Source organism: Bradyrhizobium sp. LB14.3 (assembly GCF_040547985.1).
Lineage (GTDB): Bacteria > Pseudomonadota > Alphaproteobacteria > Rhizobiales > Xanthobacteraceae > Bradyrhizobium.
Genome location: NZ_JBEPQT010000029.1, coordinates 1 through 25,811, shown reverse-complemented (window position 1 = coordinate 25,811; position 25,811 = coordinate 1). Strand labels below are relative to the sequence as shown.

The following is a 25,811-nucleotide window of genomic DNA, read 5'->3' as shown; positions in this document are numbered from 1 at the left end:
CCGACTTGCGCGCTTACGCCGCCGTCGAAGCCTTCCGTGCGGCCTTCTCCTGCGCGGCGGCAGCCTCGTCCTTGCGAATCTCTGACAGGCGCTTCTGCACTTCCGCCGAGAAGATGTACTGCGCAGGGCGCTGCTTGGTCATGTCGATCTCGGGCGCCATCGGACCCGTGGTCCTGACACCGCGCAGCGACACCCACATCGCCTTCAGCGGGTGGCTGATGGCTGCGGTCGCCGCCGTCGGCTCGTAGCCGCAATGGGCCATACAGTCGGCGCACTTCTCGTACTTGCCGGTGCCGTAGGTCTCCCAATCGGTGGTGTCCATCAGCTCCTTGAAGGTCTTCGCGTAGCCTTCGCCGAGCAAATAGCAGGGCTTCTGCCAGCCGAAGATGTTGCGCGCGGGCATGCCCCACGGCGTGCACTCGTATTCCTGGTTGCCGGCGAGGAAGTCGAGGAACAGGCCGGAATGCATGAAATTCCACTTCTTGCCCTTGCCCATCGCAAAGACGTCGCGGAACAGCTTCTTGGTCTTGGTGCGGTTGAGGAAGTGCTCCTGGTCGGGCGCACGCTCATAGGCATAGCCCGGCGACATCGAGACGCCGACACCGAGCTCGACGGTGAGGTCGAGGAATTTTGCAATCTCCTCGGCCGGATGGCCGTCGAAGATGGTGGCGTTGACGTTGACGGTGAAGCCGCGGGCCTTGGCCGCCTTGATCGCGGAGACGGCGCGATCGAACACGCCCTTCTGCGACACCGCCTTGTCGTGGTGCTCCTTCAGGCCGTCGAGATGCACCGAGAAGAACAGATAGGGCGAGGGCTCGAACAGATCGAGCTTCTTCTCGAGCAGCAGCGCGTTGGTGCAGAGCGAGACGAACTTCTTGCGCGCGACGAGGCCGCGCACGATCTCGCCGATCTCCTTGTGGATCAGCGGCTCGCCGCCGGGAATGGCGACCATCGGCGCGCCGCATTCGTCGGCTGCGTCCCAGCACTCCTGCGCGCTCATGCGGCGGTTGAGGATCGCGTCCGGATAGTCGATCTTGCCGCAGCCGACGCAGGCGAGGTTGCAGCGAAACAGCGGCTCCAGCATCAGCACGAGCGGATAGCGCTTGCGGCCAAGCAGCTTCTGCTTGATCAAATAGCCGCCGATACGCATTTCCTTGAAGAAGGGGATAGCCATTACGAGTTTCTTTCTGGGCTTGAAATTCGGGTGGGTCAACTCGCAGCCAGTTGGGCCGGAAGCCGGAATTCGATGTTCTCCTCGCGGCCCGGCAGCACCGAGACCTGTACCGGTCCGATCCGCCGCATCGCTTCGATCACGTCATCCACGAGTACCCCGGACGCCGAAGCGCCGGCCGTGGCGCCGACGGTCCTGGCATCTTTCAACCACTCCGGATCGAGCGCGCTGCCGTCGGCAATCATATAACTCGCGACGCCGGCCTCAGTGCCGATTTCGCGGAGCCGGTTCGAGCTATTGGCAGCGCCCACCACCAAGATCACATCGACCAACTTGCTCCAGTTCCTTACCGCAGATTGGCGGTTCTGTGTCGCATAGCAGATATCCCGGATGTCCGGGCCTTGAATATCTGTAAAGCGGGCCTGAAGTGCCCCGGTAATGCCCTCGGACACCGTGGTTGCGGCTTTGTTCTTCAATCTCCCCATTGCACCCACTACGCCCGCGCAAAAACCGCGCGATTGCGCCAGATAAACTTCCATTGGACGTCCATCACGCAAGTTGCACCGATCCGCATCTTGAGTCCCCGGAGCACCCGGATACCAATGAGCTGCAATATCCGCACCATCGGTTTCGGCACGCAGCCGTCGCCCATGCGGGTACACATGGAAGGCGCAATACTTTGTGTCAAAAAATCGGCAGCAAGGAAAGGGGCCCATGAACTTTGGTTCCCCTGCAGGATCCATTTGCGGTACTATAGTAGAGAACGTTCCGGTCGGCAAAACGGCGACATTTTGTGCGCGGCCCTCGGTCACTTTCCCGCCTCAACTCCTCGGCTATACCGACCGCCCCGCATGATTTTGCCACGGCCTCCCGCCGTTCAGCTCGAACCTCCTGGCGGAAAGAGCCACTCAAAACAGCAATAGGTTTCGCCCGGGAACTCCGATAAACAGCGGGCGTTTCCGGGAAGCTGTTAACGCAGAAAGAAAAGAAGTGCTGCAAAGCGTAGTCGTTGCCATCGTCAGGGCCTGCACCCGGTTTGCCCCCATCGTCGTCGTTCTCGGGCTCCTGCTGGCGGTGGGGGCGGGCTACTACACGGTCCATCACTTCGCCATCAACACCGACATCAATTCGCTGATTGCCCAAAATCTGGACTGGCGCCAACGCGACCAGCAATTCGATCGCGCTTTCGACCGCGATGCGACGATCACGGCGGTGGTCGAAGCCAAAACGCCGGAGATGGCGACTGCGGCGTCGGACGCGCTCTATGCCAAGCTGAAGGACGACAAAACCGACTTCCAGTCGATGCAACAGCTCGGCACCGGCGAGTTCTTCGAGAAGAACGGCCTGTTGTTCCTGCCGACCGAGGAGGTCGCCAAGGTCACGAGCCAGTTCGAATCCGCCGCACCCCTGATCGAGATCATGGCGGGCGATCCCTCGATCCGCGGCCTGACCGGTGCGCTCGAGACGGGTCTTGCCGGCGTCAAGCGCGGGCAAGTGAAGCTCGACAACACCGAACGGCCCTTCAACCAGATCGCACAAACGGTTGAGACCGTGCTCAACAAGGGCAGTGCGAGCTTCTCCTGGCGAGAGCTCGTCAGTGACGAGCCGCTGACGGATTCGGACAAGCGCGCCTTCATCGAGTTCAAGCCGATCCTCGACTACAACGCGCTGGAGCCCGGCAAGGGCGCCACCGACGCGATCCGCAAGGCCGCAGCCGATCTGGAGTTTGCGACCAAATACCAGGCGCGCGTGCGGCTGACCGGTCCGGTCCCGATCGCCAACGAGGAATATGCAACCGTCCAGGAAGGCGCTGTCGTCAACGGCATCGGCACGGTTCTGGTCGTGCTGCTCATTCTGTGGCTGGCGCTGCATTCGGCGAAGATCATCTTCGCGGTGTTCGTCAATCTCTTCGTCGGTCTTGCGCTGACAACCGCCGCCGGTCTGATGATGGTGGGCTCGCTCAATTTGCTGTCGATCGCGTTCGCCGTGCTGTTCGTCGGCCTCGGCGTCGATTTCGGTATTCAGTACAGCGTCCGCTATCGCTCCGAGCGCTATAAGCACAACGACCTTTCGGGTGCGCTGGTATTGGCCGCGAAGCGCTCGGCGATACCGCTGTCGCTGGCGGCGATGGCAACCGCGGCCGGCTTCCTCTGCTTCATGCCGACCGACTACAAGGGCATATCGGAGCTCGGCCAGATCGCCGGCGTCGGCATGCTGGTCGCGTTCCTCACCAGCATCACCGTACTCCCGGCGATGCTGAAGCTGTTGAATCCGCCCGGCGAGAAGGAGCCGGTCGGCTACGCCTTCCTGGCGCCGCTCGATCACTTCCTGGAAAAGCACCGCGTGCTGGTCGTCGGTGGTACGATCTTTCTCGCGGTCGCCGGCCTGCCGCTGCTCTACTTCATGAAGTTCGACTTCAACCCGATGAACCTGCGCAATCCGAAGGCCGAATCGATCGCGACCTTCCTCGATTTGCGCAAGGATCCCAACACCGGCGCCAATGCCATCAATGTGATGACCACGTCGGAGGAGCAGGCAAAGCAGGTGGAGGCGAAGTTGGAGAAGGTGCCCGAAGTGCTGCGGGTGATGTCCCTCAACAGCTTCGTCCCTGAGGACCAGCCGCCGAAGCTGAAGCTGCTTGCACAGGGCGCCAAGGTGCTGAACCCTGCGCTCAATCCTGACCAGATCGATGCGGCGCCGACGGACAAGGAGAACGTCGATGCGCTGAAATCCTCGGTCGACAATCTGCGCCGGACCGCAGGCGATGCGAAGGGCCCGGGTGCGGTCGCCTCGCGCCGGCTCGCGGACGCGCTGGAAAAGCTCGCCAATGGCGACGAGGCTACGCGGAACAAGGCGCAGGACGTGTTCGTCGCGCCGATGAAGATCGTGTTCGACCAGCTCCGGAACGCGATGCAGGCCGAGCCGGTCACCCTGAAGTCGTTGCCACCCGACCTCATCAGCGCCTGGAAGAGCAAAGACGGCATCATCCGCGTCGAGGCGCTGCCCAAAGGCGATCCCAACGATAACGACACGCTGCGCAAATTTGCGGCGGCCGTGCTCGTTGCCGAGCCGACAGCGATCGGCGGCCCGGTCTCGATCCTGAAATCCGGCGACACCGTGGTGAAGGCGTTCATCCATGCCGGAATCTACGCGCTGTTGGTGATTGGCCTGTTGCTGTGGATCACGCTGCGCCGGTTCGTCGACGTGCTGATGACCTTGGTGCCGCTCCTGGTTGCCGGCGCGGTAACGCTCGAGATCTGCGTGCTGATTGGCTTGCCGCTCAACTTCGCCAATATCGTCGCGTTCCCGCTGCTGCTCGGCGTCGGCGTGGCCTTCAAGATCTACTATGTCGTGGCCTGGCGCTCGGGCAGGACAAACCTGCTCCAGACCAGCCTGACGCGTGCGATCTTTTTCAGCGCGATGACGACGGCGACGGCGTTCGGCAGCCTGTGGCTGTCGAGCCATCCGGGAACGTCCAGCATGGGCAAGCTGCTCGCGCTGTCGCTGGTGACGACGCTCGCCGCCGTGCTGCTGTTTCAGCCGGCGCTAATGGGCAAACCCCGCAATCTCAGGGAGTAGGCAGATGTCGCCGACCGGGTCGGCGGCGCCCTTCTGACCAGGTTTGGCAGTGCCGGCGGCCTTCGGCGCTGCCGGCGCAGGCTGCGCCGCTGTAGCGCCCGTCGTTCCCGGGGCCTTCGGCACCGCGCCGGTGGACTTCGGCGTGCCCTTGGCCATGGCATTGGCGGTGCTCAAGGGAATAGGCGGGCCAACGCGGGTCCAGGTTTCGCCACCGCAGAGGAAGCCCATCACGCAGCCCTTGATCTCGAGCTGGTCGGTGCCAACCGGCGTGATGGTCGCGCTGTAGAGCTGGCCGTCTTTGGCGTTGTAGACCTGACCCTCCCACTGATCGGCGCCGGGCTTTTTCTTCATGTCGATCAGGGTCGCCATGCCCAGCGTGGGCCTGGTCTTTTTCGACGCGTCCGGATTGTATTCATCGCGGCCGCCGGGCTCTTTTTCCCAGGAAACCGCGCCCCACATGCTGCCATTGCATTGGGCGACACGAATGTTGGCCACGGCGTCGGCAACCCGCCAGTCGCCGGTCGGATCGGCGGCGAGCGCCGGGGTCAGGCAGGTGAAACCGCCAGCCAGTATTAGTCCGGTGTAAAGGGCTAAACGCATGATAGTTCCTTGGCAGTGCAACATGGTCTAAAGCTGTGCTTGCGAAGATGGTCCGAAAAAGGGCAAAAGGCCGCACAGACCGTTTTCGGCAACGGTCCGTTTTCAGTTGACGAGACGGCCCTCAACCGAAGTATGTAACGGATGCACAGCCCAAATCCAGACATGTCTCAGCTATTCGCGGACCGTCAGGCCCAGCGCAGCGCCCTGCATAATCGGCATATGAACGAGCAGTTCGTTCGGGTGCTCAAGACCATCGGCTATGATGTCGGCTTCCAGAAGGGGCAGGGGCAGTACCTCTACGACCGAGACGGCGCGCGCTATCTCGACCTTTTGTCCGGCTTTGGCGTGTTTGCGATCGGGCGCAATCATCCTGTCATGCGCGAGGCGCTCAAGAGCGTGCTCGATGCCGACCTGCCCAACCTCGTCCAGTTCGACGTCTCGGTGCTCGCCGGCGTGCTCGCCGAGCGGCTTTTGAAGTACGTGCCCTATCTCGACAAGGCGTTCTTCGCCAATTCCGGCGCCGAATGCGTCGAAGCCGCGATCAAGTTCGCTCGCTGCGCCACCGGCCGGCCCGGCATCGTCTATTGCGCCCATGCCTATCACGGCCTGACCTATGGCGCGCTGTCATTGACGGGTGATTCGAACTTCCGCACCGGCTTCGAGCCGCTGCTGCCGGGTTGCACCTCGATCCCGTTCAACGATCTCGCCGCGCTCGAAAAGGCGCTGGCCTCGCGGGAGGTGGCGGCCTTCGTCGTCGAGCCGATCCAGGGCAAGGGCGTCAACATGCCCACCGACGAGTTCCTGCCGGGTGCGGCTGCGCTCTGCAAGAAATACGGCACGCTGTTCGTCGCCGACGAGATCCAGACCGGCATGGGCCGCACCGGCCGCTTCCTCGCGGTCGAGCACTGGAACGTCGAGCCCGACATGGTGCTGCTGTCGAAGTCGCTGTCCGGCGGCCACGTGCCGGTCGGCGCGGTGCTGACGCGCAAGAGCATCTTCGACAAGATCTTCAACCAGATGGACCGCGCGGTGGTGCACGGCTCCACCTTCTCCAAGAACGACCTGGCGATGGCAGCCGGCATCGCCACGCTCGACGTCATGGAGTCCGAGAAGCTGATCGAGTCCGCCGCCAAGCGCGGTGCCGAGCTGCGCCTTGCGCTCACGCGCATGGTGCCCGGCTACGAGCTGTTGAAGGAAGTGCGCGGCAAGGGCTTGATGATCGGCATCGAGTTCGGTCCGCCGAAATCGCTGCGGCTGCGAGCCTCGTGGAACGTGCTGGAGGCCGCCAACAAGGGCCTGTTCTGCCAGCTCATCACCGTGCCGCTCTTCAAAGATCACAAGATCCTGACCCAGGTCGCCGGCCACGGCAGCCACACTATCAAGCTGCTGCCGCCGCTCACCATCACCGAGGAAGATTGCGGCTGGATCGAGCGCGCCTTCGACGACGTCATTGCCGGTAGCCACAAGGTCCCCGGCGCGATCTGGTCGCTCGGCAAGACGCTGGTGGACAACGCGGTGAGGCGGTCGGCGTAACCTGATCCCTCAGGCCGCCTTGGGCTTGTTCACAGTCTCGATGCGGTCGAGAGCCTTGCCGAGATCGCGTTTGGCGATCTGAATATCGTAATCGTTCTGGAGATTGAGCCATAGCTCAGCGGTCGTGCCGAGCGCTTTGGCAAGCCGAAGCGCGGTGTCAGCGGTGATTCCGGTCTGCTCACTCGCAATCCGCTCAATACGCGTACGCGGCAGGCCGCATGTCTTGGCGAGCGCGCCTGCCGACATGTCCAGCGGGCTCAGGAATTCTTCCCGCAGAACCTCACCAGGATGCATGGGCTTGAGTTTCTTGGCCATCGTCGCATTCTCCTAGTGATAATCCACGATCTCGACCTGAACGGGACCTTGTGATGTCCACACGAAGCACACTCGGAACTGGTCGTTGATCCTGATCGAGTGCTGTCCCTTGCGATCGCCCGTGAGGGCCTCAAGGCGGTTTCCGGGTGGTGCCCTCAAGTCGCTGAGTTCGCCCGCAGCGTGAAGATAGCGCAATTTCCGGCGAGCAACCTTCACCAGGTCGGCCGGAAAGCGTTTGGGGCTTTCGCCGTTAAAGACCGCCTCAGTCGTTTTATCCCGAAACGTCCTGATCACTCAGGCAATGTATCATTGGTTGATACATGCGCAAGGGATTTGTATCAAATTCTGATACGAGTCCAGGGTTACCCCTCCACATTCGCCTTCATCGCCGCCTCGAACTTGTCGACGAACTCGGCGAGCTCGTCGGCGCCGATATCGCTGACGGCCCAGAAATTCAGGCCCCGCTCGCCCCAGCGGCGACAGTTGAAGCCCTGCATGGTCTGGGTCTTCGGCGGCCGGTGTTCGGTGCTCGTGGTCTGCGATACGAACAGGTTGATCACGTGCTGCCGGCGCTTGTAGACGACCGCGCCGATGGCACGTGCGTCGATATAATCGAGCCTGCCGCCGACCAGCGTAAAACCCTGCGCGGTGAGGTCGATCACGGGCGGGGCGACGTCGAGCTTGCCGTTGAACCACGGCTTCACGGTGTGCTGGTCGGTCGAGACCACGTCGATGAGGTGGCCGGCCTGGAGCGAGCGCAGATGCGCGGAGACGACCTCCGACAGGATGCGCTGCTGGTCGTCCTGGCGCAGCACCACGGCGACGACACCGGAGGCGGCGAGCGCAGAGACCGCCGAACCCATTGCAAAGCCGCGCAGCACGGAGCGGCGGCTCGGTTGTTGGCGCTGCGGCTGCGGCAGCGAAGCCTCGATCCGGGTGCGCAAACTCGTCGGCGCGGTGTAGCGCAAATTGGTGTCGGCGAGCACGCGCTGCATTTCCCGTTGTGAGGCAAGCTCGGCGGCGCAGGCCGGGCAGCTTGCGATATGGGCTTCGACCTCGCGTGCATGGCCCGCATCGAGCTCGTTGTCGAGCAGCGCGTGAAGCAGCATTTTTGCTTCGTCGCAGTTCATTTCGAGTGCTCCTCTTCCGCCATCCAGGCCGCGCGCAGCATGGCGCGGGCGCGTGCGAGGCGGGACATCACGGTGCCGACGGGTGCGCCGACGGCCTCGGCGATTTCACGATAGGACAGGTTGCTGATCTCGCGCAGCACGAAGGTTTCCTTGAACGGTTCGGCGAGGGCGTCGATCAGCTTGCGGATCGCGCCGGCGTCGCGGCTGCGCAGCACTTCCGTCTCCGGGCTCGCCTCGGTCTCTTGCCAGATCGGCGTCTGCTCGGCGGCGCCGGGCGTATCCTCGATCGCGCTGTGTCTGTGCGCGCGCCGTCCATATTCGGCGTTGCAGACGTTACGCAGGATCGCAAACAGCCAGGGCTTCATCGCCGGCCCGCGATAGCTGTCGAAATGCTTCAGCGCGCGCAGATAGCACTCCTGCACCGCGTCCTCGGCATCGGAGGCGTCGCGCAGCAGATAGCGTGCGAGTGTGTAGACGTCGTCAAGATGAGGCAGCGCTGCCTCGCGGAAGCGCTGCGCCTTCTGCAAATCGTCGTTGGCGGGCATCGCTCCTCGCTTTGCCTCTTGTTCTGCGCGTTGCTTCGTTTCGTCCACATTCGTTTGGTCGGCGTGTGTGACCGAGGGCACACGAGCCCGGCCGGCGTGGGACCACCGGCCGGGCAAGACGTTGATGCCTTGGTTCGAGATGTTACTCAACCTTGATCATCCCCGTCATGTGCGGGTGCAACGAACAAAAATATTTGTAGTCGCCCGCGTTGGTGAAGGTGAAGGAGAACTTGTCGTCGGTGTCCAGGGTCTTGGACCTGAACTTGCCGGCCGACACCACGGTGTGGGGGATGTCGTCCCGGTTGGACCAGGTCACCGTGGTGCCGACCTTGATCTTGAGCTCGGCCGGCTGGAAAACGAAATTGTCGATATGCACTTCCATGTCGTCGGCACGAGCGGTTGTTGCGGGCAAGAGGATAGCCGCGGCCAAAGCGAGACCGAGGTCGACAGCGAAGTCGCGGCGATTGAGTGTCTTCATTGTCAGCTTCCGTTCAGCTCTGCTCAACCTTGGAGCGGCGTGTCGATGATCGCGAGCCGCTGTTCGTTCTGCTTGAAGTTGACGCTGGCAACGCCGAGCATGGCGCGCAGTTTTGCGTTCTCGACCTTCATCGGTCCGGGTGACGGAGCTGCCCCCGGCGCCGGCTGCGGGAACGCAGTCGAGCGCGCGGTGTGGAAGGTGACGTTGCCCTCGACCTTCTGCATCACTTGATGGATGTGGCCGTTCAGCACGGTGACGGAGCCGAAACCCTTGACGTATTCCAGCGCGCGGCCGCCGTCCTCCGTGCCCCAGCCCCATTCCGGATAGACGGTCCAGAGCGGGATGTGGGCAAACAGCACGATCGGTGTCGATTTCGACTTGCCGCGCAGATCGTCCTCGAGCCAGGCGAGCTGCTCGGCGCCGAGATTGCCGAGGCCGCCGGCCTTGAGATCGACGACGTTGACGAGGCCGATGAAGTGCACGCCGCCGGCGTCGAACGAATACCAGCCCGCCCCCTTGGTGCCGCGGCCGTAGCGCTCGCGATAGAACTTTACCTCCTCGTCGAGGAAGTCATGCTCGCCGGGCACGTAGTGCACGTCCAGCTTGCTCTGCGAGATGATGCGATCGGCGTTGTCGAATTCGGCGGCCTTCGACAAATGAGTGATGTCGCCGGTATGGATCATGAAGGACGGCTTGACCGGCATCGCGTTGATCTTGTTGATGGCTTCCTCCAGCGTGCCGAGCGCGTTGGGATTGGCCGGCTTGTCGAAGCCGACATGGCTGTCGCTGATCTGGAGGAAGGTCATGCCGGGCGCGGCCGCGGTCGCGGCTTGCGCGGAATCAATGATGCCGAGCGAGCGCGGCACGCCGCCCGTGATGGTCCAGAGCACTCCGGTTCCGGCCCAGGTCATGCATTCCAGCACCTTGCGGCGGCTTAAGCCGTCGTCCCCGTGATCGTGTCCGCTCATCGCGTGTCTCCTCTCGCCCGGAATTGGGCTTCGGGGAGGTGATTGGGGGAGGAGTGGGTTTATTCCCGGATGAGATGACGATTTCGTGAGGTGGTTTCGATCGAGGCACGACGCTATGTCGCGAATTCGCGCACGGCCTTCACCACGATCGCCGGCGCTTCCTGCGCCACACAATGCCCTGCACCGTCGAACGTCAGCGTGCTGACGCGCGGAATCAGCGACACGGCGCGCGAGGCCATCTCCTTGTAGATCGGTCCCGACTTCGCGGCGGTCGTGACCCGCACCCGGCAGTCGATCGCGGAGAGCGAGGTAAACGGATTGCCGCGCGCATCGCCGACGTAGACCTGCTCCATCGCCTGGTAGATCGGACGCAGGATCGCCGACTCGATCTCGGGCGTGCAGCAGAGCTGCACCCGGCCGTTCGCCAGCGGCGCGAAGCCATGGCGCACATAGGCCCGAAGCGAAGTCTCGGTCCAGTCCGCAAACGCCGGCGCGGCGCGGTAGCGCTCGAATACGGCGTCGGCACTGTCGAACTCGGCACGTCGGCGCAGTGTTCCCTGCACGCGGGACAAGGAGTCTTCGCTCAATTCTCCGGAGCGCGCGGCGCGCGGATCCATTACAGTTGGCTCCATCACGAACAGGCGTGCGAAACGTCCGGGCAAGAGTTTCGCCGCGAGCAGAAGATCGGTCGCACCTGCGCTGTGGCCGATCCCGTAGACGTTGCGCAGCCCGAGCGCATCGATCACCCGGCAGACATCTTCGGCATAGTCCAGAAAATGATAGGCCCCGGGCTTGTGGCTCGCGCCATGGCCACGGCGGTCGAGCGCATAGACCGTGTAGGTCGCGGCGAGATCGCGTGCGACCTCGTCCCAGACGTCGGCGACGAAGCCGGTGCCGTGAAGCAGAAGCGCAGGCGTCCTTCCGCTCTCGCCCCATCGCAGCATGGCGATCTGCGCATCCGCGGGGCCGATCGAAAAGCGGTGCGCTTGAATCATGGTAGGGCGCTACTTGCCATCTTCCAGGATCATCGTCGCGCCCTTCTCGGCGATCATCGCGGTCGGCGTGTTGGTATTCCCCGACGTGATGGTCGGCATGATCGAGGCGTCGACGATGCGTAAGCCTTCGAGGCCGTAAAAGCGCAGGCGCTCGTCCACCACCGCCATCGGGTCATTCACCGCGCCCATCTTCGCGGTGCCGACGGGATGGAAGATGGTGGTGCCGATGTCGCCTGCGGCCTTCGCAAGCGAGGCGTCGTCGTCACCGACGGAGGGACCGGGCAGATATTCGCTCGGGCGGTATTTTGCCAGCGCCTTCTGCTGCATGAGGCGGCGGGTGGTGCGGATGGCGTCGGCGCCGACTCGGCGGTCGTCGTCCGTTGACAGATAATTCGGCGCGATGATCGGCTTCTCGTCCGGCGCCGCCGCGCGGAGACGTACGGTGCCGCGCGAGGTCGGCTGGAGATTGCAGGCGCTCACCGTGATCGCGGGGAAGCGGTGCAGCGGATCGCCGAATTTGTCGAGCGACAGCGGCTGCACATGGAACTGGATGTTGGCGCGCGCGCGCGTCGCATCGGAGCGTGTGAAGATGCCGAGCTGCGACGGCGCCATGGTCAGCGGGCCGCGGCGGCGGAAGGCGTAGTCGAGGCCCATCAGGCCGCGACGGACCAGATTGTAATAGGTCTCGTTCAGCGTGCGCACGCCCTCAACCTTGTAGATCGCGCGCTGCTGGAGATGATCCTGGAGATTGCGACCGATGCCGGGCTTGTCCATCACGATGTCGATGCCGAGCGGGGATAGCCAGTCGGCGGGCCCGATGCCGGAGCGATGCAGCACCTGCACCGAGCCGATCGCGCCGGCCGAAAGGATCACCTCGCGTTTCGCACGCGCCTCGATGATTTCGCCGTTCTGGACGAAGCGCACGCCGACGGCGCGGCCCTGCTCGATGATCAGACGGTCGACCAGCACGTGCTTCTCGAGCCGCAAGTTCGGGCGGTTCAGCGCCGGCTTGAGGAAGCCGCGTGCCGACGACCAGCGCCGGCCGCGCTTCTGGTTGACGTGGAAATAGCTGGTGCCTTCGTTGTCGCCGGTGTTGAAATCGGGAATGCGCTTGATGCCCATCTCCTCGGCGGCGTCGCCAACGGCGTCGAGAACGTCCCACGATAGCCGCGGCGCCTCGATGCGCCAGCCGCCCCCGGCGCCGTGGTGCTCGCTCGCGCCGAGGAAATGATCCTCCAGCCGCCTGAACAGCGGTAGCACGTCGTCATAACCCCAGCCGGTCATGCCGAGCTGGCGCCAGTGATCGTAATCGGCGGCCTGTCCGCGCATCGAGATCATGGCGTTGATCGCCGAGGAGCCGCCGATCACCTTGCCGCGGGGATAGGCGAGCGCGCGGCCGTTCAGGCCGGGCTCGGCCTCGGTCTTGAACATCCAGTCCGAGCGTGGATTGCCGATCGCGAAGAGATAGCCGACCGGAATGTGGAACCAGATCCAGTTGTCGTCGCCGCCGGCTTCGAGGATGAGGACGCGATTGCCTGGCACGGCCGACAGCCGGTTGGCAACGATGCAGCCCGCCGTGCCGGCCCCAACGACGATATAGTCAAATTCACCTTCGAGCCGCCTTGGCATTCTGCTTCCACCCGGATGGTCACTTAACGTTCCATCCTAATACGCAGACGCGGCGGATCGGGACAAGCCCGGCCATGCCGAACAGACAGGCTAGACCCCGATCCCCGGCAGTTGGGTGGACTGGTGCTTGCATGGTAGACAGTCCTGTATTTTCAACAAAGCTTGAGACCCTCCATGCCCATCGTGAACCGCGTCGCCGACCTTCAACCCGATATTCAGGCCTGGCGCCGGGACATCCACGAGCATCCTGAGTTGCTGTATGACGTCCACCGCACCGCAGCATTCGTCGCGGATCGCCTGCGCGAATTCGGCTGCGATGAGGTCGTGACCGGCGTCGGACAGACCGGCGTGGTCGGCGTGATCAAGGGCAGCAAGCCGGCCGGTGAGGGCCTCAAGACCATCGGCCTGCGCGCCGATATGGACGCGCTGCCGGTCGAGGAACAGACCAACCTGCCTTACGCTTCGAAGACTCCCGGCAAGATGCACGCCTGCGGCCATGACGGCCACACCGCGATGCTGCTCGGTGCTGCGCGCTATCTCGCCGAGACCCGCAATTTTGCCGGTGATGCGGTGGTGATCTTCCAGCCGGCCGAGGAAGGCGGCGCCGGCGGCCTGGCCATGGTCAAGGACGGAATGATGGAGCGCTTCGGCATCGAGCAGGTCTACGGCATGCACAATGGCCCGGGCATTCCGATCGGCTCGTTCGCGATCCGGCCGGGTCCGATCATGGCGGCGACCGACGAGGTCGATATCATGATCGAGGGCCTCGGCGGCCATGCCGCGCGGCCGCACAAATGCGTCGATTCCGTTCTGGTCGGCGCGCAGGTGATCACCGCGTTGCAGTCGATCGTCGCGCGCAGCGTCGATCCGCTGGAATCGGCCGTGATCTCGATCTGTGAGTTTCACGCCGGCAACGCCCGCAACGTCATTCCGCAAACCGCGACATTGAGGGGTACCATCCGCACGCTGTCGCCGGAGGTGCGCAAGCTGGTCGAGAAGCGCGTGCACGAGATTGTCGCGGGCGTGGCGCAGATCACCGGTGCCAAGATCGATCTGCACTACAAGCGCAATTATCCCGTGGTGAACAACCACGCCGCGGAGACCGAAATTGCGCGTCGCATCGCCGGGCAGGTCGCGGGCGAGGCCAACGTGCACGAGATGTCGCCGCTGATGGGCGGCGAGGATTTCGCCTATATGCTGGAAGCGCGCCCCGGCGCCTTCATCTTCTGCGGCAACGGCGACAGCGCCGGCCTGCATCACCCCGCCTACAATTTCGACGACGAGGCGATCGTTTACGGCACGTCGTACTGGGTCAAGCTGGTCGAGGAATCGCTCGCGGCATCGTAGGGCCGAGCGTGAGGTCAAGCCGAAAGCACAAATGAAAGGGCCCGTGCATCGCACGGGCCCTTTGTCTTTGAGTGACGCGACCGGCTTCAGAAGATCCGCGAGAAGATCACGTACAGCGTGCCCGACAACAGGATCGCGACGGGCAGGGTCAGCACCCAGGCCATCAGCATGTTCCTGATGGTGGCGACCTGGAGACCCGACCCGTTCGCGGCCATGCTGCCGGCGACGCCGGACGACAGCACGTGGGTCGTCGATACCGGCAGGCCGAACATGTCGGCGGCGCCGATCGTGGCGGCGGCGACCAGCTCGGCAGAGGCGCCCTGCGCGTAGGTCAGGTGGGTCTTGCCGATCTTCTCGCCGACGGTGACGACGATGCGCTTCCAGCCGATCATGGTGCCGAGGCCGAGCGCGATCGCGACCGCCACTTTCACCCAGGTCGGGATGAACTTGGTCGCGTTGTCGAGCCCGCCCTTGTAGGCGTTCAAGGTTGCGACCTCGTCCTTGTTGAGGTCGTTTTCCTTGTCCTTCATCAGGAAGCGGATCGCTTCCGAGGTCAGGTACATGTCGTTGCGGGTGTTGCCGACGACTTCCGCCGGCACCTTGTTCAGCGAGCCGTATGTCGCAACCTGGTCGCCGACATCCTTCACCAGCACTGACAGCGAAGGGTAGGTGCCTTCGCTGATGTGATGCGAGGTGACGTACTGCGTCACCGCAGGCCGGGGGTCGCCGATGATCGCATGACCGGCGCCCTTGGCCGCAACCACCTTGGAGGCGGCATCCGAGACCTTCGCGAACTGGGCGACCTGCGATTCCGGCAATGCGCGGTTGAGCGCATAGGCGGTCGGCACGGTGCCGATCAGGATCAGCATGATCAGGCCCATGCCCTTCTGTCCGTCGTTCGAACCATGGGCGAAGCTGACGCCGGTGCAGGTCAGGATCAGCAGGCCGCGAATCCAGATCGGCGGGGCTTTGTTGCCCTCAGGGGCGGCATAGAGCGCCGGGTTCTTGATGATCACTTTGAGTAGCAGCAGCAGGCTTGCGGCGCAGACGAAGCCGACCAGCGGCGACAGCAGGAGCGCATAGCCGATCTCCGTGGCCTTGCCCCAGTCCACGCCCGAGGTGCCGTCGCGGCCGCGCATCAGCGCGTTCGCCACGCCGACGCCGATGATCGACCCGATCAGCGTGTGCGAGGAGGAGGCCGGCAGGCCGAAATACCAGGTACCGAGGTTCCAAAGGATCGCGGCGATCAGCAGCGCGAACACCATCGCGAAACCGGCGCTCGAGCCGACCTGGAGGATCAGCTCCACCGGCAGCAGCGAGACGATGCCGAACGCGACAGCTCCGGTCGACGTCAGCACGCCGAGGAAGTTGAACAGGCCGGACCACATCACTGCGAATTCCGCCGGCAGCGAGTGGGTGTAGATCACGGTCGCAACCGCGTTGGCGGTGTCGTGGAAACCGTTGACGAATTCGAAGCCGAGCGCGATCAGGAGCGCAACGATAAGCAGGATATAGGGCAGGTAGCTCGTGACCCTGGTACCGGTCGCATCGACATCGGAATAGATGCTGTAGGCCACGTAGAGCAGGCCCACGGCCAAGATGCCGAAGAACAGGATCATCGTCAGCGGATTGAAGCCCTTGTCGAGATTTGGCCGCGAGGCCGGCTGGATCGGCGCGGGATCGGCTACCGCGTGGTCGAATGCAACATCGGTCATGTCTGGACGCCCCTTAGCTCTGTAAGGGCTATTGTCCCCGATGGATTTGAAGGCTGGATGACAACCAGGGCTTGAAAGCCGCTTTCCCGCCTGTATCTAGGCGGCGCGCGCCGCTTTCTTCTGCAGACTGGCGGCGATTTTCAGATCTTCGACAAAGCGCTGATATTCCAGCACTTTGGCTTCCGGATCGGGCAACCGCAGCAGATAGGACGGGTGCACCGTCACCAGGGCCTTGTGACCGTCGGGAAGGTCGATCAGCCGGCCGCGGGTCTTGCCGATCGGGGTGATCTTGCCGAACACGCTCTGCGCGGCAGTCGCGCCCATCGCGACGATGAGATCGGGCTGGATTACGGAGACTTCCCGCTCATACCACTGCCGGCAGGCCTTTATCTCCGGCGTATTCGGCTTCTGATGCAGGCGGATTTTGCCGCGCGGCACGAATTTGAAGTGTTTCACCGCGTTGGTGACATAGACCTTCTTGCGGTCGACGCCGGCTTCCGCCAGTGCCCGGTCCAGCATCTGGCCGGCCGGACCAACGAAGGGATGGCCGGCGAGATCTTCCTTGTCGCCGGGTTGCTCGCCGACCAGCATGATATTGGCGGACTTCGGGCCTTCGCCGAATACGGTCTGCGTCGCGTCCTTGTAGAGCGGGCAGGCGCGGCAATGCGCAGCCTCCTCGCGGAGCGCTTCGAGATCGTCGGTGGCGGACTTACGTTTCATCGGAGCCTCCGGTCGCTTCTGAGGCTTGTGTGGATCGGTTGCGGCATTGGCGATCATGGCGCCGGTCATGCGTTCGGCGTCCTCGATCAGAGGCTTAATGATCGAAGCCTCGGGCAGGTTCCTCCAGTATTTCTTCGGCATCTCGGCCTGCATCGCCTTCACCTTGAGGCGGGCCGGATTGAAGATGCTGGCGTAGTAACGCCGCCAGGTTTCCTCCAGCCGATCTTCGCCCGGCGCCTCGCGCTTGCTGACGCCAGACGTGAACGAGAGCGCGTGGCCGTCCCAATGTGCGCAGAGATCCGGCGTCAGGATCGACCATGGCATGTCGGCAAAACGTTTGGCGAAGAACGGCGCGGCGAGCTCGACGATATGATGCTCCGGCTCGAACCAGGCGACGTAGTGTGCTTCGCGTTCCCGGCCGATCTCACGAAAGCGCACGAAGGCGTGCATCTTGTGCTCGTCGCGATAGACCGCCTTTGCCATGGCCGTGACTTGCGCGACATCTGCATCGGTCGCGACCTCGATGAGGTCGTGATTGCCCTTCAGCCGAAACAGCAGGCGATAGAGGATCGAAAAACGCTCGCCGTCGCGATGCAGGATCGCGGCCTTGGCGAGTTCTACGAATTTTGCTGACACGTTGAAGGTGCCATTGCCGGCCTCCGGCAGCCGAGACGGCGAGGGCGGCGCGAACAGCTCCGCTTCGCCGCCCTGCACGGCCCAGGTGATATCGGCCGGCTTCACCTGATGAAGCACGAGCGCACGCGCGGCTTTGCGCCAGCCGTCGAAATCGGTTTCGGTGTCGAGGGTGATGTACTGCATCAGAAGCCAAACCCCAGTTGCGTTGCCTTCGGCTTGAACCGTTCGATCAGCCGTGCCTCGTCGAGGCGATGCGGCGTGGGCCGGTGATCGCTGAGGACGATGAACGGCAGCGCCTTGTTGCGGGGCACATGCAGCCGTGCGAGATCGGAGACGCGGATGGTGGTCGTGCGCCGCGTCGCGATGATGCGCTCGACCGTCTTGGTGCCGAAGCCCGGCACGCGCAACAATTCCTCGCGGCTGGCGCGGTTGACGTCGAGCGGGAAGCGGTCGCGGTGGCGCAGCGCCCAGGCGAGTTTTGGATCGATGTCGAGCGGCAGCATCGCGCTGTCGTCGACGATCTCGCCGACATCGAAGCCGTAGAACCGCATCAGCCAGTCGGCCTGGTAGAGTCGGTGCTCGCGCAGCAAGGGCGGCGCGCGCAGAGGCAGCGCGCGGCTGGCGTCGGGGATCGGGCTGAACGCGGAATAGTAGATGCGCCTCAGCCTGTATGAGCCGTAGAGATTGGCGCTGGTGTGGAGAATTGTGTGGTCGGAGGCCGCGTCGGCGCCGACGATCATCTGCGTGCTTTGGCCTGCCGGCGCGAAGCGCTGCGGCCTGGCTTTCGTTTTCGCGCTACGGTTTTCCTCGGCCTCGTCCAGCTTCAGCCGCAGCCGGCCCATGGTGCGGCGGATCGCGCGCACGTCTTTCTCGGGCGCGAATTGCTGCAGGCTCGCCTCTTCCGGCATCTCGATGTTGATGGAAAGACGATCGGCATATTTGCCGGCCTCGGCAATCAATGCATCGTCGGCCTCCGGGATTGTTTTGAGATGGATGTAGCCGCGGAAGTGATGCTGCTCGCGCAGTTTTCGCGCGACGCTCACCACTTGCTCCATGGTGTAGTCGGGGCTGCGGATGATGCCGGAGGAGAGAAACAGCCCCTCGATGTAATTGCGCCGGTAGAAGTCGAGCGTCAGCTTGACCACCTGGTCGACGGTGAAGCGGGCGCGCGGCACGTTGGAGGAGGCGCGGTTGACGCAATAGAGGCAATCGTAATTGCAAGCGTTGGTCAGCAGCACCTTGAGCAGCGAGATGCAGCGGCCGTCCGGGGCGTAGGAATGGCAGATGCCCATGCCGGGCGCGGTCGAGCCCATGCCCTTGCCGTCGCTGGAATCCCGCCTTTCGGTGCCGCTGGAGGCGCAGGACGCGTCGTACTTGGCGGCGTCTGCCAGAATCTCCAGTTTGCGTTGCACGTCCATGTGTGAATCCCTTTGATTCTGCTCATGAATCCCGAAGAGTCCCAATTCGATTGACTCCTGGGGCGCCGTTAGCTTTATATTAGAACATACCATGAACAATTGAGCCAGCCGTTGGTTCTCTTTTGAGAGCACCGGCAATCATCCCTGAAGGAGCGGCGAGCATGCAGAGCGCGATCAGCAAAAGTGGTCGCCGGTTTTGCGTCCGATCGCGCTCTTCTTTTTAAGAGGGCGCATGATCTTGTCGCCAAACCGCTCACACTTTGGCGGATCATGCGCCACCGCACGAACAAGCGCGCTTGCGACCTTGCGCGGCCAGATCGAGCGCATCGAGACGGCGGAGGTCGTGCATCAGCGCGATCGCGTCGCGCTTGGTCACGGCGCGGCCGACGGCGCGTTGAAGGGCGGGCTCGCGCGCGCGGCGATCCACGAGGTGTTTTGCGAAGGACGTCAGGGCGCGGCCGCGACGGGCTTTGTCACGGGACTTGCGGGGCGCGTGACGGCGCGCAAACCGCTGCTATGGGTGCGGCAGGATTTTTCAGACATTGAAACCGGCGCGCTGTCGATGAGCGGGCTCGCCGAGATCGGTCTCGATCCGCGCCGCATGGTGATGGTGCGCGCCGCCGATGTGGAGAGCGCGCTGCGCACCTCGGCCGATGGGCTCGCCTGCGATGCGCTGGGTGCGGTCGTGCTCGAGCTCTGGGGCGAAACCAGGCAGTTCGATCTCGTGGCGAGCCGCAAGCTGACGCTGGCCGCGCAATCTTCAGGCGTAACTGGCCTGTTGCTGCGGATGGCCGCGCAACCTTTGCCATCGACCGCGGAGACACGATGGATGCTGCGCGCGGCGCATTCGCCGCCGGGGTCGGTGTGGAGTGCCTGGGGCGCGCCGCGCTTCGATGCCGAGCTCCTGCGCAATCGTCATGGCCCGTGCGGCCGGTGGATCATGGAATGGAAATGTGATGAGTGCCAGTTCTCTGAACCGCCGGCGTATCCTCAGCCTGTGGCTGCCGCGCCTGCCCATCGACCGGATCCAGCGGTTCTTTGGCAACGCCGGACTGCATAAGAATAACGAGCCCAGCATCGTCGTTGCCAAGGACAACAGCGCGCTGGTGATCCATGCGCTGGACGAGGCCGCCGAGCGCCTCGGTCTGTATATCGGCCAGCCCTTGGCCAATGCCCGGGCGATGTGTCCGGATTTAAAGGTGTTCGACGCCGATGTCGTGACCGATGCGAAGACGCTCAGCGACATCGCCGACTGGTGCGATCGTTTCACGCCGCTGGTGGCGCTCGATCCGCCGCACGGGCTGTTTCTGGACATCACCGGCTGTGCGCATCTGTTCGGCGGTGAGACTGCGTTGTTGCAGACCCTCGTCCGTGCCCTCGATCGCCAGGGCTTTGCCGTCAGCGCGGCGATCGCCGGCACCTCGGTTTGCGCACGCACGCTGACGCGCCAGGTCACGGGCACCATCGTCGCCGATGGCGGGGAGGCGGCGGCGATCAGCCGGTTTCCGGTGTCCGCGCTTGGTGCGGGCGAGGCCATCACCACGGGCTTGCGCCGCGCCGGCCTGAAGACGATCGGCGATGTCGCTTCCCGCGAACCACATGAAATCACGGCGCGGTTCGGTGCGCGGTTCTCCACGCTGCTCGCGCATGCGCTGGGGCAGGGCGATGCGCCGATCAGCCCGCGAAAGCCGCCGCCCGATTACATCGTGGAAAAACGCTTTGCCGAGCCGATCGCCACCGACACCATGATCGCGATGACGCTGTCGCGGCTCGCCGACACGCTGATCGCGGCGATGGAGAAGCAAGGCAAGGGCGCGCGCCGCCTGGAAGCAACCTTCTTCCGCACCGACGGCGCGGTGCGCGCGATCATGGTCGAGACCGGACGTCCCGTGACGCGAAGCGCCGTCGTCGACCGGTTGTTCCGCGAGCGCCTCGATGCGCTCGCCGATCCGCTGGATCCCGGCTTCGGCTTTGACATGGTGCGGCTGTCGGCGAGCCGCACCGAGATCGTGGTGCAGGAGCAGCGCGATCTCGACGCCCATGTCCACGACAATGACGAGCTCGCCGCGCTGATCGACCGCATCGCCGCGCGCATCGGCGGAAAGCGCGTCGTCGTGCACCTGCCGCAGGACACCCATATCCCCGAATGTGCGGTGCTGGCCGCACCCGCGCAGCATCATCTCGCCATGGCCATGCAGGCCGAATGGCCAGCGCGCACCGAGAGTGAGCCGCCGCTGCGTCCCTTGCGGCTGTTCGACAAGCCCGAGCCGGTCGCGGTTCCGTTCGCGACCGTGCCCGACGGCCCGCCGCATCAATTCACCTGGCGCCGCGCGCAGCATGCGGTGGTGCGGGTCGAAGGGCCCGAACGCATCGCCATGGAATGGTGGCGGCAGGACGGCAAGCAACTGACGCGGGACTATTTCCGTATCGAGGATGCCGAGGGCCTGCGCTTCTGGATCTTTCGCGACGGTCTTTACGAAGGGGAGTGCTTCGATGACGACGGCAAGCCCGCTCCTCCCGGTTGGTATGTGCACGGTCTCTTCGCATGAATACACCAGCTTATGCCGAGATCGGCATCACCACGAATTTCTCCTTCCTGCGCGGCGGCTCGGACCCGCGTGCCTATGTGCACCAGGCCAGCATCCTCGGCATTCCCGTGATCGGCATCGCGGATCACAACACGCTGGCCGGTGTAGTGCGCGCCTACAAGGAGCTCGACAATGACAAGGTGCTGCACAAGCCAAAGCTGCTGATCGGCACGCGCATCGTCTTTATCGACGGTACGCCCGATATTCTGGTCTATCCGCGCGACCGCGCCGCCTATGGCCGGCTGTGCCAGCTTCTCACCCGGGGCAAGCGCGGCGACGACATCACGCGGATCGAGAAGGGCGAGTGCCATCTCACCTTCGCCGATCTGCTTGCATTTTCCGAAGGTCAGCTCCTGATCCTGACGCTGCCGCATCGCTTCGATGCGGCGCAAGCGCAGGACATTCTCGCCAAGCTGAAGGCGAGCCGCGCCGAGGGCGTGTGGCTGGCGGCGAGCCTGATCTATCGCGGCGACGACCGGCGCCGCCTCGCGCAGCTCGATGATCTCGCCGCAAAAGCAAAAGTGCCGCTGCTTGCGACCAACGAGGTGCTCTATCACGATGCCGGCCGCCGTCCTCTCCAGGACGTGCTGACCTGCATCCGGGAAAAAACCACGATCGAGGCGATCGGCCGGAGGCTGGAAGCCAATGCAGAGCGGTTTCTGAAGACACCCAGGGAGATGGCGCGGCTGTTCCGCGATTTCCCTGAGGCTATCGCGGAGACCATGCGCTTTGCGGACAAGATCACCTTCTCGCTCGACCAGCTCAAATACCAGTATCCGGACGAGCCGGTGCCGCCGGGGAAGTCCGCGCAAGGGCATCTGGAGGATATGACCTGGGCGGGTGTCGACAAATATTTCGATGGTGAGATCGACGACAAGCTGCGCGCCACCCTGAAGAAAGAGCTCGCGCTGATCGCCGAGCTGAAATACGCGCATTACTTCCTCACCGTCCACGACATCGTGCATTACGCGCGCAGCCAGAACATTTTGTGCCAGGGGCGGGGATCGGCGGCGAATTCGGCGGTCTGCTACGTGCTCGGCATCACCTCGGTCGACCCGACCAAGGTCGATCTGCTGTTCGAGCGCTTCATCTCCAAGGAGCGGCTGGAGCCGCCCGATATCGACGTCGATTTCGAGCATTCGCGGCGCGAGGAGGTGATGCAATATGTCTATCGCCGTTACGGCCGCCACCGCGCCGCGATCATCGCCACCGTCATTCACTATCGCCCCCGCAGCGCCATCCGCGACGTCGGCAAGGCGCTGGGCCTGACCGAGGACGTCACCGCCGCACTCGCCGACACCGTCTGGGGCAGCTGGGGCAAGGGCCTCAACGACATGCAGGTCAGGCAGGCCGGCCTCGATCCGCAAAACTCCATGATCAACCTCGCGGTCGAGCTCGCGACCGAGCTGATCGAATTTCCACGTCATCTGTCTCAGCATGTCGGCGGCTATGTGCTCACGCAAGACCGGCTCGACACCTATGTGCCGATCGGCAACGCCGCGATGGACGATCGGACCTTCATCGAATGGGACAAGGACGATGTCGACGCGCTCAGCATGATGAAGGTCGACGTGCTCGCGCTGGGCATGCTGACCTGCATCAGGAAATCTTTTGATCTGATCGACCAGCACAAGGGCAAGCGCTGGGTTCTGGCGAGCGTCCCGCAGGACGATCCCAAAGTCTACGACATGCTGTGCCTCGGAGAATCGCTCGGCGTGTTCCAGGTCGAAAGCCGCGCACAGATGAACATGCTGCCACGCCTGAAGCCACAGACCTTCTACGATCTCGTCATCGAAGTCGCGATCGTGCGGCCGGGACCGATCCAGGGCGACATGGTGCATCCGTATCTGCGGCGGCGGAAAATGCGGCCCGAGGATATCGAATATCCCTACCCTAAGGGTGGCAATAAAGATGAGCTTCGAGACGTTCTGTACAAGACGCTTGGTGTTCCTCTTTTCCAGGAGCAGGCCATGCGAATTGCGATCGTGGCCGCAGAATTTACCCCGGAAGAAGCGAACGGATTGCGTCGTGCCATGGCGACGTTTCGCAACGTTGGTACCATCGGCAATTTCGAAGAGAAAATGATCGGCAACATGATTCGCAGAGGTTACGATCCGCAATTTGCAAAAAACTGCTTCGAGCAGATCAAGGGGTTTGGCTCCTATGGTTTCCCGGAAAGTCACGCGGCGAGCTTTGCGCAGCTTGTCTACGTCTCTTCATGGCTGAAGCTTCATCATCCCGATGCGTTCTGCTGCGGTCTCCTGAACTCGCAGCCGATGGGCTTTTACGCCCCGGCGCAGATCGTCAGCGACGCCCGCAAGAACGGCGTCGAGGTGCGCGACATCGACGTGTCTCATAGTTCCGCACAAAACACGCTGGAAAATACAGAGGGCAAGTATTGTGCTGTCCGTCTCGGTTTCCGCCAGGTCGACGGCTTTCACTGGCTCGATCCGGATGAGGACGCACTCAAAAAACAACAGGCAGAGCGGCAGGGCAAGGAATACGTCAGCCAGGAAGACTGGGCAGATCTTATCGTCGCCGCCCGCAACCGCCGGCCCTTTACCTCGTTGGAAGACTTCGCCCGCGACACCGGACTGCCCAAGCGCGCGCTGATCCTGCTCGCCGATGCCGACGCGTTCCGCTCGCTCGGGCTCGACCGCCGCGAGGCGCTGTGGCAGGTGCGGCGCCTGCCCGACGATGTGCCGCTGCCGCTGTTCGAAGCGGCCACCGCACGCGAGCAGCCGGACGAGCACGCCAAGCCGTTGCCGGTGATGCCGCGCGCCGAACAGGTGGTCGCGGACTACCAGACCATTCGCCTTTCACTCAAAGGCCATCCGATGGAATTCTTGCGCGAGATGTTTACGCGCGAGCGCATCGTCGCCTGCAAGGACATCAATCATGTGAACGAGCGGCGCCGCGTGCGCTGTGCCGGCGTCGTCCTGGTACGGCAGCGGCCGGGCAGCGCCAGCGGCGTCGTGTTCATGACGCTGGAGGACGAAACCGGCATCGCCAATGTCGTGGTATGGCCCAAGATCATGGAGCAGTACCGCAAAGAGGTGATGGGTGCGCGCCTCATCCTGGTCGAAGGCTACATCCAGAGCAGCCCCGAAAAGGTGACGCACCTTATCGCCCAGCGCATGATCGACCGTTCGCACGATCTGGTCGGCCTCGCCAACGACGCCCTGAGCTGCAAGCACCCGGTGCCGGCAGGCGCCGCCCTGATCGAGCCGCTCAACGACGATCCCCGCGCCCATGCGGATGCGCCCGCGCAAAAAATCCGCCACCCCCGCAACGTCCGCATCCTGCCGCCGTCGCGGGATTTTCATTGAGGTTGTGGGCCGCGCCGCTCTCGCACCGTCACCCTGAGGTGGCCGCTTCTTCAGCGGCCCTCGAAGGGCGACGGCCCGGCTACCAGCTCGGCCGTTCATCCTTCGAGGCTCTTCTTGCGATGCTTGCATCGCAAGCTTCGCACCTCAGGATGACGGAACTGCCGGGGACGCGCATGCCCTCCTAAAAATTCACCCGGTTCGAAATCGCGCCGTCCACCACCAGATTGGAGCCTGTGGTGAACGCCGACACCGGGCTTGCCAAGAACACCGCCGCGCTCGCGATTTCCTGCGGGGTCGCCATGCGGCCGGTCGGATTGCGGCTCATCGCATCTTCGTAGCGTTTTGGCATGTTCTGTTCGATCATGTTCCAGACGCCGCCCTTGAAGTAGACGGTGCCGGGCGAGACCACGTTGACGCGGATCTTCTTCTTTGCGTATTGCCGCGCCAGCCCCTTGGCCATGTGGATCAGTGCCGCCTTGATCGGGCCGTAGGAGCTGGCGAGATCGGCCTGTGCCGCTGAGATCGAGGAGATGATGACGAAGGCGGCGTCGCCACTCTTCTCACCGCCGGCCTCGAGAAACGGCCGCGCGGCGTCGAACGCATGGACGGCGCCGAGCAGGTCGAGCCGAAAATTCTGCTCCCACGATGCGGCATCATGGCCTTGCGCCATCGCCCCCGCGTTAGAGAACAGCATGTCGATGCCGCCAAGCTCCTTTGCAGCATTCTCGATCCAGGATTTCAGTGCCGCGCCGTCAGTGACGTCGACGGGGCCCCCGGTCGCGCGGATACCGCTGGCCTTCAACTCCGTAACGGTGGCGGCAACCTGATCGGCGTTGCGTGCACACACCGCGACATTGCTGCCTTCACCGGCCAGCGTCGCCGCAATCGCCCGCCCGATGCCGCGGGTGCCGCCGAGCACGATGGCGTTCTTGCCTTTGAGACCGAGATCCATTGTTTGGCTCCTTCTTGTTGATGCAGGGTATTGTAGCTGTTTCGGAGGATATGCCGAACTTCTCCAATTCGTCATTGCGAGCGCAGCGAAGATTCCATGGGGAGTGGATAGCGACCAAGTCTGAGGCCAGACTGAGGTTGCAATACCACCCAACCTGGAGACG

General features: G+C 63.5%; 20 protein-coding genes and 1 pseudogene. 6 read left to right on the top strand and 15 right to left on the bottom strand.

Features of this window, described 5'->3' with window-relative positions:
• Positions 1 to 13 precede the first annotated feature (13 nt).
• Together hpnH and ABIB00_RS32785 are read right to left on the bottom strand one after the other, a co-directional pair.
• Positions 14 to 1,174 (bottom strand): adenosyl-hopene transferase HpnH, encoded by a 1,161-nt coding sequence (gene hpnH / locus ABIB00_RS32790; protein ID WP_247349851.1) that lies wholly within the window; start codon positions 1,172 to 1,174, stop codon positions 14 to 16.
• A 35-nt stretch (positions 1,175 to 1,209) separates the two neighbouring features.
• A pseudogene (locus ABIB00_RS32785) lies at positions 1,210 to 1,611 on the bottom strand (4-hydroxy-3-methylbut-2-enyl diphosphate reductase); the annotation flags it as partial.
• A 550-nt stretch (positions 1,612 to 2,161) separates the two neighbouring features.
• On the opposite strand from ABIB00_RS32785, the gene hpnN reads away from it, so the two are divergent.
• Positions 2,162 to 4,750, top strand: a complete 2,589-nt coding sequence (gene hpnN / locus ABIB00_RS32780; RefSeq protein ID WP_354107206.1) for a hopanoid transporter HpnN — start codon at positions 2,162 to 2,164, stop codon at positions 4,748 to 4,750.
• Here hpnN and ABIB00_RS32775 read toward each other — a convergent pair.
• On the bottom strand, positions 4,718 to 5,350 hold the full coding sequence (locus ABIB00_RS32775) for a DUF2147 domain-containing protein (RefSeq protein WP_354107205.1): 633 nt from the start codon (positions 5,348 to 5,350) through the stop codon (positions 4,718 to 4,720). The two genes, hpnN and ABIB00_RS32775, sit on opposite strands and share 33 nt — an antisense overlap.
• Before the next feature lie 141 nt (positions 5,351 to 5,491).
• Between ABIB00_RS32775 and hpnO the strand changes: the two genes are divergently transcribed.
• On the top strand, positions 5,492 to 6,883 hold the full coding sequence (hpnO, locus tag ABIB00_RS32770; protein WP_354107204.1) for an aminobacteriohopanetriol synthase HpnO: 1,392 nt from the start codon (positions 5,492 to 5,494) through the stop codon (positions 6,881 to 6,883).
• Between the two features lie 9 nt (positions 6,884 to 6,892).
• On the opposite strand, the gene ABIB00_RS32765 is transcribed toward hpnO, so the two are convergent.
• From ABIB00_RS32765 to ABIB00_RS32730, 8 genes are all read right to left on the bottom strand, one after another.
• Complete coding sequence (locus ABIB00_RS32765) at positions 6,893 to 7,198, bottom strand: HigA family addiction module antitoxin (protein ID WP_247349855.1); 306 nt, start codon at positions 7,196 to 7,198, stop codon at positions 6,893 to 6,895.
• A gap of 12 nt (positions 7,199 to 7,210) precedes the next feature.
• Entirely contained in the window at positions 7,211 to 7,492 is a 282-nt protein-coding gene (locus ABIB00_RS32760; protein ID WP_247447272.1) for a type II toxin-antitoxin system RelE/ParE family toxin, read from the bottom strand.
• A gap of 68 nt (positions 7,493 to 7,560) precedes the next feature.
• The gene (locus ABIB00_RS32755) at positions 7,561 to 8,328 is read right to left on the bottom strand and encodes an anti-sigma factor family protein (protein WP_354107203.1); all 768 of its coding nucleotides are present in this window, start codon (positions 8,326 to 8,328) and stop codon (positions 7,561 to 7,563) included.
• Positions 8,325 to 8,873, bottom strand: a complete 549-nt coding sequence (locus ABIB00_RS32750; RefSeq protein WP_247349859.1) for a sigma-70 family RNA polymerase sigma factor — start codon at positions 8,871 to 8,873, stop codon at positions 8,325 to 8,327. The genes ABIB00_RS32755 and ABIB00_RS32750 overlap by 4 nt, the downstream gene beginning before the upstream one ends.
• Positions 8,874 to 9,015: 142 nt before the next feature.
• On the bottom strand, positions 9,016 to 9,351 hold the full coding sequence (locus ABIB00_RS32745) for a cupredoxin domain-containing protein (protein ID WP_247349860.1): 336 nt from the start codon (positions 9,349 to 9,351) through the stop codon (positions 9,016 to 9,018).
• Positions 9,352 to 9,374: 23 nt separating this feature from the next.
• Positions 9,375 to 10,319: a metallophosphoesterase family protein gene (locus tag ABIB00_RS32740; protein WP_354107202.1), complete on the bottom strand. Its 945-nt coding sequence runs from the start codon at positions 10,317 to 10,319 to the stop codon at positions 9,375 to 9,377.
• Positions 10,320 to 10,432: 113 nt separating this feature from the next.
• A complete protein-coding gene (locus tag ABIB00_RS32735; protein WP_354107201.1) occupies positions 10,433 to 11,314 on the bottom strand; it encodes an alpha/beta fold hydrolase in 882 nt (293 codons plus the stop codon).
• A gap of 9 nt (positions 11,315 to 11,323) precedes the next feature.
• Positions 11,324 to 12,943: a GMC family oxidoreductase gene (locus ABIB00_RS32730; protein WP_354107200.1), complete on the bottom strand. Its 1,620-nt coding sequence runs from the start codon at positions 12,941 to 12,943 to the stop codon at positions 11,324 to 11,326.
• Positions 12,944 to 13,117: 174 nt separating this feature from the next.
• Here ABIB00_RS32730 and ABIB00_RS32725 point away from each other — a divergent pair, with 174 nt between their 5' ends.
• Positions 13,118 to 14,290, top strand: a complete 1,173-nt coding sequence (locus ABIB00_RS32725) for a M20 aminoacylase family protein (RefSeq protein WP_354107199.1) — start codon at positions 13,118 to 13,120, stop codon at positions 14,288 to 14,290.
• 86 nt (positions 14,291 to 14,376) lie between these two features.
• Here the strand turns inward: ABIB00_RS32725 and ABIB00_RS32720 are convergent, their stop codons facing one another.
• From ABIB00_RS32720 to ABIB00_RS32710, 3 genes are all read right to left on the bottom strand, one after another.
• Positions 14,377 to 16,005 carry an inorganic phosphate transporter gene (locus ABIB00_RS32720; protein WP_354107198.1) on the bottom strand — a complete coding sequence of 543 codons (1,629 nt, stop codon included), beginning with the start codon at positions 16,003 to 16,005 and terminating at the stop codon, positions 14,377 to 14,379.
• A gap of 96 nt (positions 16,006 to 16,101) precedes the next feature.
• Positions 16,102 to 17,544 (bottom strand): UdgX family uracil-DNA binding protein, encoded by a 1,443-nt coding sequence (locus ABIB00_RS32715; RefSeq protein WP_247349866.1) that lies wholly within the window; start codon positions 17,542 to 17,544, stop codon positions 16,102 to 16,104.
• Positions 17,544 to 18,779: a putative DNA modification/repair radical SAM protein gene (locus ABIB00_RS32710; RefSeq protein WP_354107197.1), complete on the bottom strand. Its 1,236-nt coding sequence runs from the start codon at positions 18,777 to 18,779 to the stop codon at positions 17,544 to 17,546. The genes ABIB00_RS32715 and ABIB00_RS32710 overlap by 1 nt, the downstream gene beginning before the upstream one ends.
• A gap of 232 nt (positions 18,780 to 19,011) precedes the next feature.
• Here ABIB00_RS32710 and ABIB00_RS32705 point away from each other — a divergent pair, with 232 nt between their 5' ends.
• From ABIB00_RS32705 to ABIB00_RS32695, 3 genes are read left to right on the top strand one after another with little or no spacing between them, the layout of a single operon-like run.
• Positions 19,012 to 19,839, top strand: coding sequence for an ImuA family protein (locus ABIB00_RS32705; RefSeq protein WP_354107196.1), 828 nt, complete (start codon positions 19,012 to 19,014; stop codon positions 19,837 to 19,839).
• Positions 19,736 to 21,328, top strand: coding sequence for a Y-family DNA polymerase (locus ABIB00_RS32700; protein WP_354107195.1), 1,593 nt, complete (start codon positions 19,736 to 19,738; stop codon positions 21,326 to 21,328). Before ABIB00_RS32705 ends, ABIB00_RS32700 begins: the two co-directional genes overlap by 104 nt.
• On the top strand, positions 21,325 to 24,696 hold the full coding sequence (locus ABIB00_RS32695; RefSeq protein ID WP_354107194.1) for an error-prone DNA polymerase: 3,372 nt from the start codon (positions 21,325 to 21,327) through the stop codon (positions 24,694 to 24,696). Before ABIB00_RS32700 ends, ABIB00_RS32695 begins: the two co-directional genes overlap by 4 nt.
• A gap of 181 nt (positions 24,697 to 24,877) precedes the next feature.
• On the opposite strand, the gene ABIB00_RS32690 is transcribed toward ABIB00_RS32695, so the two are convergent.
• On the bottom strand, positions 24,878 to 25,648 hold the full coding sequence (locus ABIB00_RS32690) for an SDR family NAD(P)-dependent oxidoreductase (RefSeq protein ID WP_354107193.1): 771 nt from the start codon (positions 25,646 to 25,648) through the stop codon (positions 24,878 to 24,880).
• Between the last annotated feature and the right edge of the window lie 163 nt (positions 25,649 to 25,811).